Origin of the sequence: Streptomyces atriruber, from assembly GCF_001418325.1 — a bacterium.
Taxonomy (GTDB): domain Bacteria; phylum Actinomycetota; class Actinomycetes; order Streptomycetales; family Streptomycetaceae; genus Streptomyces; species Streptomyces atriruber.
The window spans coordinates 1-10,131 of the sequence record NZ_LIPN01000513.1; the positions used below are offsets into that span (position 1 = coordinate 1).

The window sequence follows — 10,131 nt, forward strand, 5'->3', positions numbered from 1 at the left end:
TGTATAAGAGACAGGACTGCCGACCGGAAAGAGAACTGAGATGACCGTGCTGCGCGACGACACCCTGTCCGCCGCGTTCGACCATGCCGCCCGCACCTACGACCGGCTGGTCGCGGCCAACCCCGGCTACCACGCGCACCTGCGCCGCTCCGCCCGGCGGCTGCAACTGCCGCGCGGCGGCGCCGGGTTGCGGCTGCTCGACCTGGGCTGCGGGACCGGCGCCTCCACCGCGGCGCTGCGCGGCGCCGCCCCACTGGCCGAGATCGTCGCGGTCGACGCGTCGGCGGGCATGCTGGAGCGCGCCGAGGCCAAACCCTGGCCGCCCACCGTGACGTTCGTGCACGCCCCCGCCGAGCAGTTGGCACAGGCGGGCGTGGAGGGGCCCTTCGACGCGGTCTTCGCCGCCTATCTCTTCCGCAACCTCGCCGACCCGGACGCCGTTCTCGCCGCGGTCCGCGCGCTGCTCGCCCCGCGCGGCAGGCTGGCCGTGCACGAGTACACCCTCAGCGGGCGTCTGATGGACCGTCTGGTGTGGACGGCGGTCTGCAAGGCGGTGGTGCAGCCGGCGGGCACCCTGACCGGTGACGGTGCCCTCTACCGGCACCTGTCCCGCAGCGTGTCCGGCTTCGACACCGCCGACGCGTTCGCCGCGCGCACCCGGCGGGCCGGCTTCTCGCGCGTGCGCGTCCTGCCGATGCCCGGCTGGCAGACCGGCATCGTGCACACCGTGCTGGCCTCGGCCGACGACTCCGGCAGGGCGGCCCGATGAACCGTGACGTCACGGCGCCGGCCGCGGCGGCCCGCCGCGGCCGCGACCGCCGCGCCCGGGTGTGGCAGGCACCGTCCGGACTCGCGCGCGTGCCCCGGGGCCAGACGCGCACGACGGCCGTCGTGGGCGGCGGCCTCGCCGGTCTGGCCGCCGCCACGGCCCTCGCCGAACGCGGCGTCAAAGTGACCCTGTACGAGCGCGAGTACCAGCTGGGCGGCCGTCTGGCGGGCTGGCCCATCGAGCTCGCCGACGGCTCCACGGCGACCATGACCCGCGGCTTCCACGCCTTCTTCCGTCAGTACTACAACCTGCGCGGCCTGCTGCGCCGGGTGGACCCCGGCCTGAGCATGCTGACCGCCCTGCCCGACTATCCGCTGCGGCACAGCGCGGGATTCCGGGACAGCTTCGCGAAGGTGCCGCGCACTCCGCCGTGGAGCGCACTCGGCTTCGCCGCGCTGAGCCCCACGTTCGGCGGGCGCGACCTGGCCCGGATGAATCCGCGTGCCGCCCTCCCCTTGATGGACGTGCGCGTCCCCGAGATCTACCGGCAGCTCGACCGGACCAGCGCGCAAGAGCTCCTCGAACGCATCAGGTTCCCCGAAGCGGCCCACCACCTGGCCTTCGAGGTGTTCTCCCGGAGCTTCTTCGCCGACCCGCGCCGGCTCTCGGCCGCCGAACTCGCCCTCATGTTCCACATCTACTTCCTCGGCTCCAGCGAGGGCCTGCTCTTCGACGTACCGCAGGAACCCTTCCCCGCGGCCCTCTGGCAGCCGCTGGCCGCCTATCTCACCGGTCACGGCGTCGAGATCCGCACCGGCGACGCGGTGGAGAGCCTGCAGCCGGCCCCGGGCGGCGGGTTCCGCGTCACCACCGAGAACGGCGGAACACCCCACGACACCGTGGTGCTCGCCCTCGACACGGCGGGCCTGCAGCATGTCGTCGCACGATCGCCCCGGCTGGCCGACCGCCGCTGGCGGGAGCGGATCATGCGGCTGCGCACCGCACCGCCCTTCCTCGTCTCCCGGCTGTGGCTCGACCGCCCCGTGGCCGCCGACCGCCCCGGGTTCATGGGCACCAGCGGATACGGGTCCCTGGACAATGTGAGCGTGCTGGAACGGTGGGAGGGCGAGGCCCTGCGCTGGGTCGCCCGCACGGGCGGCTCGGTGGTCGAACTGCACGCCTACGCGGTCGATCCGGGCGCCGACCGGACGGCGGAACAGGAGCGCCTGCGCGTGCAGCTGCACCGCGTCTACCCCGAGACGCGCGACGCCAAGATCGTGGACGAGCGGCACGAATGGCGCGCCGACTGCCCGCTGTTCGAGGTGGGCGGCTACGAGGACCGGCCCACCGTGCACACCGCGGACCCGGCCCTGACCGTCGCCGGCGACCTGGTCCGCACCGATCTGCCGGCCGCCCTGATGGAGCGTGCCGTGACCACGGGATTCCTCGCCGCGAACGCACTGCTCGCCCGCTGGGGGCTGCACGGCCAGACACTGTGGTCGGTCCCGGACCGGGGGCGGGTGCGGGCGCTGCGGGCACTCAACCGGCTGGTCGGCACATGACCTCGGGAACCGGCCCGGCCCCGTGGCCGGGCGACCCACTGACCCAGTGCTCACTCGACCGAGCGATCACGTGATCCGTCGTCCGGACAACTGGTGGAGAATGTCCATATGTTAGGCAGTGTTCCGGAGCCCGAGGACCTCTTCGTCGGACGTGCGGCCGAGCGGGACAGGCTGATCCGGGCTCTCACCGCGCATCGGCTGATCACCCTGACCGGAGTGGGGGGCGTGGGCAAGACCCGGCTCGCCTCCCACACCCTCTGGTCCCTGTCGGGCGCGGAGGCCGAGGCGCTGGGCGAGACCTGCTGGGCCGATCCGGGAGCCCTGCCGGACGAGCGACGGCTCATCGAGACCGTGGCGGACGCCGTCGGGTTCGCGGACCACACGCACGGCAGGCCCACCGAGGCGCTCTGCGGCTGGCTGTCCGACCGGCGGACCCTGCTGGTGCTCGACTCCTGCGAGCATCTCGTCGCCGCCTGCCGCGAGTTGCTGGGCGAACTGCTCACCGCCTGCCCGCACCTCACCGTCCTGGTCACCAGCAGGCAGCGGCTCGACCTGCCCGTCGAAACCGTCATCGAGATCGGCCCGCTGCCCCAGGACGGGGACGCGACGGCCCTCTTCATCGACCGCGCCGTCGCCGTTGCTCCGGCCCTGCGCATGCGTACCGCCCAGCAGGACGAGGACGCCGACGAGATCTGCCGACTGCTCGACGGCGTCCCCCTCGCCCTGGAGCTCGCCGCCGCGCAAGTCATGCACCACACCCTCAAGGAACTGCGCAGCCGTCTGCACGCGCAGGAGCCCACGCTGACGGCCGTGCGGCCCGTCTGGCCCCGACGGCACCGCTCCCTGCGCACCGCCATGGGGTGGAGCCACGAACTCTGCGATCCGCTGGAGCGGTTGCTCTGGGCGCGCCTCTCGGTCTTCCGGGACGCCTTCGACGAGGACTCCGCCCGCAGCGTCTGCTCAGGAGGGCCGATGTCCGTCGAGGCGGTCGGGACCGCGCTGCGCGGGCTGACGGCCAAGTCGGTGGTCAGCCGCAGGCCGGAGGGCCGGTTCCGGCTCCTGGGCAGCGTCCGCGACTACGGCTGGATGTGGCTCGGCGAACTCGGGCAGCGCGAGACGCTCCGGAACCGGCACGCCGCGCACTTCCTCGCCCTGGCCCGGTCGGCCGACGCGGGCTGGCTCGGACGCGACCAGGCCGCCTGGTACCGGACGATCGACGAGGCCCACACCGACCTGTGCGCGGCGCTGGACCACCTCGTCGGCGCGGAGCCCCGCCGGGCCGTGGAACTCGCGGGCCTGGTCGGCTTCTTCTGGAGCTGCTGCGGCCACCTCCGCGAGGCCCGCGCCTATCTGACCCGCGCCCTGCCCCTCGCCCCGTCCCACACCCCGGAACGGGCCAGGGCGCAATGGGCGCTCGGCGTGGCCGCCCTGCTGCAGGGGGACCACCGCACGGCCAAGGACATCGGCCGTCGCTGCGCACGGGACGCGGCGCGCTCGGACGACGCCGAAGGTCGCGTCGCGGCCGCCTACCTGCTGGGCATCACCCATCTGCTGGCCGGTCAGGCCGAGGAGGCGCACACCGTGGCCGTCGACGCGCTCCGGCAGGCACCGGCGTCCCCCTTCGCCTCGCCCTCGGTCCTGCGCTGCCACCTCGTCGAGGTGTTCGCCCTCACGGGTCTCGGCCGGCTGACGGAGGCGGCGCGGAAGGCCGCCTCGCTGCGGGCCGGCTGCGTGGCGCGCGACGAGCGCTGGACGCGGGCCTACACCGACTACCAACTGGCTCTGATCGCGCTCCTCCAGGGCGAACCGGACCAGGCCACCGAGCACGCCCGCGCCATGCTGGCGGGCAAACGCGGGCTCGGTGACAGCTTCGGCGTCGCACTCGGCATGGACCTGCTGGCCGCGGCGGCCGCGGCACAGGGCCGCGGCGAGACGGCGGCGCTGCTCTCCGGCGCGGGCGAGTCGTGCTGGCGCTCGGTGGGGCACACCCAGCGGGGCATGCCCGAGCTGCGGGAGCTGCGGGAGACGTGCTGGCGGACGGCCCGCGCAACGGCGGGCGACGCGGTCTTCGACCGGGCGTTCCAGCGGGGCATGGAGGCCGAGCCGGGCGTCGTGGTCGCCCTGGCGGTCGAAGGGCGCCTCTCCAGCGGGGTGTGACGCCTCCCATCCCCGTACGGGAACCACGCTCAGCCCGGGAACCGGCCCGAGCTGCGCAGGGTCCAGCGACGCTCCGCGTACGGGAACCACGCTCAGCCCGGGAACCGGCCCGAGCTGCGCAGGGTCCAGCGACGCTCCGCGTACGCCAGGTCGTCGCGCCACAGCCGGGCCGCGGCCGCCCGCATGAGCGGCCGCAGCGCGGGCGCGGCGGCCCTCGCGGCGACGAAGCCGGGGCGCCCGGACGTGGCGATCACCGCTTCGACGACCGCGGTACGGGGGTTCCCCGCCCGGTCCGTGCCCAGGGGCGTCGCATGGGTCTCCACCACGGAACCCGCGCCTTCGCCATGGGTGATGTGCATGACGACGGTACGGGGCTCCGGCGCGGTGAAGACCGCCCGCACCGGCACGACCGCGCGCCCCGCCACCTTGAAGGACACGTCGACGGTGAACGCGTCCTGCTGCGGATCGTCCCGGTCGTCGTCCGCGAAGGGGGCCACGGTCAGATCGACGAAGGAGTACGGGTGGAACCACGCGCCGTGCCAGGGGTCGAGCCGGTTGGCGACGACGTCCTCGGGCTCGCAGCGTCCGCCCACCGTCATCACGGCCGCCACGCTGTGCGCGGGGTCGGGGCGCCGGGGGAGCACGGGCCGGTCCAGCGGCTGTTCGCCGCCGACGTCGTCGAGCCTGACCCAGAGCAGGACGCCGTCGTCGAAGGCCGGGTAGGGGCTCCAGCCCGCGAACGGCTCCCCGTCCAGGGACATTCCGTGCCAGTGGCAGATCAACGTGCCGCAGCGCACCGGGCTGTCCTTGAGCGGGGCGCCCAGGTGCGGGCAGGCCCCCGGGCCCGCCCGCAGGGCCCCCTCGGCGTCGCGCCACAGGACGATCTCCCGGCCCGCCACCGTGCGGCCCAGCGGCCGGTCGTCCCCGAGCTGCCGGGCGCCGCCCACCACGTACCAGTTGCCGGAGGGGCGGCTGCGGGCGCGCTTCAACGCGGCGGCGATCACGGCGGGGCGCGCCTCGCGCCACGTCGGGCGCTGGTCCTCCCAGGCGACGGGCCGACGGCGCAGCCGCAAGGGGTAGCGCCCGGGTTCGGGGGAGCGGCTGCCGCTCATACCGGTTCCTTCCGGGACGGTGGGGTGCACGCGCCGCCGGGCGACGGCGCGTGGTCGGGCGGGACGGGCGGCAGCGCGGGGCCGCCGTCCCTACGCTGCCGCAGCCGGGCGGCGGCGAGCCGGATCAGGCCGTCGCAGGCGACCGTGGCGCGGCGGCGGCGGGAGACGACCGCCCGCCGGTGCAGGACGGCGTATCCGTCGTCGGCGATCGCGTCCAGGATCGCGCCGTACAGCACGAAGGCGGTGCGGATGCAGGGGCGTGCCACGGGGTCGAGCATGGCAAGGCCCGGTGCCGCCGTGCGGTAGACGCCGCGGGTGAAGGCGGCGGCGGCCTTCAGCGCCTCGGTGACCCTGGGGTCCGTGCGCCCGGTGGTGCGGCTCCAGTGCAGCAGCGTGCGGTCGACGCCGTGCGCGGCGAGCAGTTCCCCGGGCAGATAGGTCCGGCCGCGGTCGAGGTCCTCGCCCACGTCCCGCAGGAAGTTGGTGAGCTGGAAGGCGACACCGAGGGCGGCGGCGTGCGGTGCGGCCTCGGCGCGGGGGACGACGGTGCCGAGCACGGGCAGCATCTGCAGGCCGATGACGGCGGCTGAGCCGTGCATGTACTGCTCCAGGTCGCGATAGGTGGGGTACTCGGTCACCTCCAGGTCCTGGCGCATGGACGTCATGAAGTCACTGAAGTGCCGCGGGTCGATGGCGTACCGGCGGGCGGTGTCGGCCAGGGCCGTCACGACGGGTTCGCTGCTCGACCCGGTCCGCAGCCCCTGGGCCAGCTGGTCCTCGAGCCGCCGCAGCGCCAGGGAGCGCTCGGCGGGCGCGGTGGTGACCTCCAGGTCGTCGACGATGTCGTCTGCCCACCGCGCGAAGCCGTACAGGGCGTGCACGGCGGGCCGTCGCTCCAGCGGCAGCAGCCGGGTGGCCAGGAAGTACGTCCTGCCGTGGCGGGCGTTGAGGCGTCGGCAGTGGCTGTAGGCGGCGCGCAGGGCGGGGTCGGTGATCGACGCCGCGTCCAGCTCCCGGGTGCTCATCCGCGCTCTGCGGTGGGCGCGGGCCGTCCCGGGGCACGAGGCGCCGTGCGCGGCGGACCGGTGATGCGCGCGGCCGCCAGCTTGCCGGAGATCAGGACCGTGGGCACGCCCACACCGGGCGTGGTACCGCAGCCCGCGAGGACCGCGTTGTCCGTGCCCCGCACCAGGTTGCGGGGTCGGAAGGGGCCGGTCTGCGGGAAGGTGTGGGCGGCGGAGAACGGGGTGCCCGCGGCATGGCCGTGGGCTGTCCAGTCCGCGGGGGTCACCAGGCACTCCTCTTCGATGGCCGCCCCGATCCCGGTCAGTCCGCGCTGCTCCAGTTCGGCGAGGAGGCTGTCGCGGTAGCGGGGCGCGAGGTCGGTCCAGTCCCGCGCGGCGGGACCGATGTCGGTGTTGGGGCAGGGGGCCAGCACGTAGTGCAGGTGGCGGCCGGGCGGTGCCAGGCCGGGGTCGGTGGCCGTGGGCCGGGTGATGAGCAGGGACGGGTCGGACATGAGGTTCCCGGTGCGGGTGAGTTCGTCGAAGGTGCGTTTCCAGGCCGACCCGAAGGAGATCGTGTGGTGGGCCAACTGGGGCCAGGTGCGGTCGCTGCCGAGGTGCAGCACCACGGCTGAGGGCGAGTGCCGCAGTGGACTCGGGCGGCGCGGCGCGCGGCCCAGGAGTCCGTACGCGACGGGGAGGTCCGGGGTGAGGACCACCGCGTCGCAGGGGATGCGGCCCTGGTCGGTGACGACGGCCGTGATCCGGGAACCGGACCGCTCCAGGCGCTGGACCGTGTGTCCGTACCGGACGTCGGCGCCCGCGTCCGCGGCGGCGGCCGCCATGGCCCGTGGCACGGCGTGCATGCCGCCTCGCGGGAAGTGGACCCCGGCGACGGTGTCCATGTAGGCGATGACCGCATAGGCGGCCAGGGCCCGGGCCGGTGGCACGCCCGCGTACAGCGCCTGGAAGGAGAAGACCCGCCGCAGCCGCTCGTCGGAGATGAACGAGGCGATGCGCGCGTCCAGGCGCCCGAAGCCGCCGATGGCGGCGAGCCGGGCCAGATCGGGGGTCAGCAGCTGCAGCGGGGAGTCGAAGTTGGCGTCGATGAACCGGCGCATCTGGAGCTGGTAGAGCCGCGTCAGCCAGGCGCGCAGCCGCCGGTATCCCACGGCCTGCCGGGCACCGGCGAAGCGTTCGATCTCGGCTTCCATGGCCTCGGCGGAGGTGTGGACGTCCAGTGAGCTGCCGTCGGCGAACCGGGCCCGGTAGGCGGGGTGCAGCGCCACGAGGTCGAGGCGGTCGCGCAGGGTCTCGCCCACCGCGGCGAAGGCGTCGTCGAGGAGTTCCGGCATGGTCAGGACCGTGGGGCCGGTGTCCATCCGGTAGCCCGCCCGCTCCAGGAGCCCGGCCCGGCCGCCCGGATGGTCCGCCCGTTCGACCACCGTGACCGCGCGGCCCGAACCCAGCAGATGCAGGGCGGCCGACAGGCCGGCGAGCCCGGCGCCGACGATCACCACATGGTCGGTCCGCCCAGGAATGGTCCTCATCGGCTCCCGCTCTCGGTCCAGGGAATGTGCAGGGCCGCGGTCTCGTCGGCCACGGGCAGGCCTGCCACGCGGCAGAAGAGTTCGTGCAGTCGCTGGTCCGCGTGGGGGACCAGGGCACCGGCGGCGAGGTGACGGTTCGCCTGCCGGACCAGACGGCGGATCTTGTCCTCGACGATCCCGCGGGCCCCGGTCGTCACGAACGCCTCCCGCACCCGCTGCACGTCGTCGTCCGCCAGATCCGCCCTGCCGACGCAGCGGTCCAGGAGCGCCAGCACGTCGTGGTCCGCCGCGGTCTCGGCGCGGGCGGTGGCCACCGCGAGGAGGTACGTGCCCTTGCCGTCGCGGATGTCGTCCCCGGAGGGCTTGCCGGTCTCCCCGGGCTCGCCGAACGCGCCGAAGAGGTCGTCCCGGAGCTGGAAGGCGATGCCGGCACAGCGACCCGCCGAGCACAGTGCCCTGGTCGTCGCCTCGTCGGCACCGGCCAGCGCCGCCCCGAACGCCAGCGGACGCTCCACCGAGTACAGGGCGCTCTTGAGCGCGGCGGTCCGGACGGATCTGATCATCGACCGGGCGCCGGTGGCCTGCGCCTGGAGGTCCAGGTACTGCCCCGCGACCATCTCCGCCCGCATGGCCTGCCACAGTCCACGGACCCGGGACGCCCGCACCGGGTCGAGGTCGGTCGCGGCGACCACGTCGTCGGCCCAGCTGAGCGCCAGATCGCCCGCGAGGATGGCGGCGGCCACTCCGAACGGCCGGGCGCGCTGCATACAGGGGCCGTACTGGTTCTGGAGTTCCACGTGGACGGCGTCCCTGCCCCGGCGCAGCGGCGAGCCGTCCATGACGTCGTCGTGGACCAGGGCACACGTCTGGATGAGTTCGAGTCCCGCGGCCAGCCGCAGCGCCGCGTCCATCTGACCGGGCTCGGCGCCGCCCGCGCACGCCCGCAGCCCCCACCACAGGAACCGGGAGCGGATGCGCTTGCCGCCGCGCAGGGTGAACCGGGCCACGCGTGCCGCGATGTCCCCGGCGAACGTGGGGTCGATGGCCCTGGCTTCCTCCATCCGCCGGTGGAGGATCTCCTCCAACGTGCGCTGTACCGCGGCGGACACGTCGGCGTCGATGTCACGTGCGCCCTCGTGTGCGCCCTCGTGCGCGGTCTCGCGTGCGCCCTCATGTGCGCTCACACCACCCAGGGTGTTCTGCTGCGTCCCCTCCGCGGGTCCCGAGCGCATGGAGCGTCCTCCCAGCCGTGGCAGTTGATCGGTACGGGCTACAGAACGCTTCGGCCGTCGAGGGCCGGTCGGATGCACCCGCACGGCACGAAACGGGACGTCACCGCCGCGGCGCGGGCGGAGGCGGTGCTACCGGTGCGCGCCGTCCGCAACTCGCCGCCATGGCCATGGAATTGGCCATCCGGTTGCTGAATTTGGGTCGAAATTGCGTCACGCATGCGGACCTCGGCGCGGTGGCGTCAGCTCCGGGTTGACGGCGCCCTTGGCCGCAGGAAGATGCATCGTCGCTGGTCACACGGTGTGTCTCCGCCGTCACAGTTGTGTGAGCGTTCACCGAATCGCCGATCCGGGCGCAAAGGGCGGGCACAAATTCCACACATCCCCTCTCCATACCCGTCCCCATGCTCTAGATTGTCCGTGCTTCAGCTGTTCGGGCGCGAGGCGACCACTAACGATCAATAGGTCCGGCGTTGCGGACGGCGAGCAGTCGCGTCCCCGGTGCCAGACGTGGGGGTGATCAGTTTCTGGAGCCCGACTAGGAGCTTTGGGTGCGGGGGCGCCCGAGGTTTCGACGGGTTCCGGCATCAGTTCGAATATCTGACAGGGCGTGCATTTCGTTGCCGCCAGGGGTGGGTTGTTCGAATAGCGCTGCAATAGCCGGGAAGTCATGCGCGTGGGGCGCGGTCTTCCCGCGGGGAGGAACGGTGCGGCGCGGGAGGCGGGGGCCTCCCGCGCCGCACCGTTC

7 protein-coding genes are annotated in these 10,131 nt (G+C 73.9%); 3 read left to right on the plus strand and 4 right to left on the minus strand.

The features are described 5' to 3' along the window. The first annotated feature begins 40 nt into the window (after nt 1-40). The 3 genes from AOK03_RS37340 to AOK03_RS37350 all read left to right on the plus strand — a co-directional run bounded on the left by AOK03_RS37340 (nt 41) and on the right by AOK03_RS37350 (nt 4,488). A complete protein-coding gene (locus AOK03_RS37340; RefSeq protein WP_055569821.1) occupies nt 41-769 on the plus strand; it encodes a class I SAM-dependent methyltransferase in 729 nt (242 codons plus the stop codon). Continuing rightward, nucleotides 766-2,331 carry an FAD-dependent oxidoreductase gene (locus tag AOK03_RS37345; protein ID WP_055569822.1) on the plus strand — a complete coding sequence of 522 codons (1,566 nt, stop codon included), beginning with the start codon at nt 766-768 and terminating at the stop codon, nt 2,329-2,331. The genes AOK03_RS37340 and AOK03_RS37345 overlap by 4 nt, the downstream gene beginning before the upstream one ends. A gap of 108 nt (nt 2,332-2,439) precedes the next feature. Next, a complete protein-coding gene (locus AOK03_RS37350; protein WP_055569823.1) occupies nt 2,440-4,488 on the plus strand; it encodes an ATP-binding protein in 2,049 nt (682 codons plus the stop codon). A 92-nt stretch (nt 4,489-4,580) separates the two neighbouring features. Here the strand turns inward: AOK03_RS37350 and AOK03_RS37355 are convergent, their stop codons facing one another. From AOK03_RS37355 to AOK03_RS37370, 4 genes are read right to left on the minus strand one after another with little or no spacing between them, the layout of a single operon-like run. After that, nucleotides 4,581-5,600 carry a Rieske (2Fe-2S) protein gene (locus tag AOK03_RS37355; RefSeq protein WP_055569824.1) on the minus strand — a complete coding sequence of 340 codons (1,020 nt, stop codon included), beginning with the start codon at nt 5,598-5,600 and terminating at the stop codon, nt 4,581-4,583. Next, nucleotides 5,597-6,625, minus strand: a complete 1,029-nt coding sequence (locus AOK03_RS37360) for a phytoene/squalene synthase family protein (protein WP_055569825.1) — start codon at nt 6,623-6,625, stop codon at nt 5,597-5,599. The genes AOK03_RS37355 and AOK03_RS37360 overlap by 4 nt, the downstream gene beginning before the upstream one ends. Beyond that, nucleotides 6,622-8,154: a phytoene desaturase gene (locus AOK03_RS37365; protein WP_055569826.1), complete on the minus strand. Its 1,533-nt coding sequence runs from the start codon at nt 8,152-8,154 to the stop codon at nt 6,622-6,624. Before AOK03_RS37365 ends, AOK03_RS37360 begins: the two co-directional genes overlap by 4 nt. Further along, on the minus strand, nt 8,151-9,338 hold the full coding sequence (locus tag AOK03_RS37370) for a polyprenyl synthetase family protein (protein WP_244177901.1): 1,188 nt from the start codon (nt 9,336-9,338) through the stop codon (nt 8,151-8,153). Before AOK03_RS37370 ends, AOK03_RS37365 begins: the two co-directional genes overlap by 4 nt. Between the last annotated feature and the right edge of the window lie 793 nt (nt 9,339-10,131).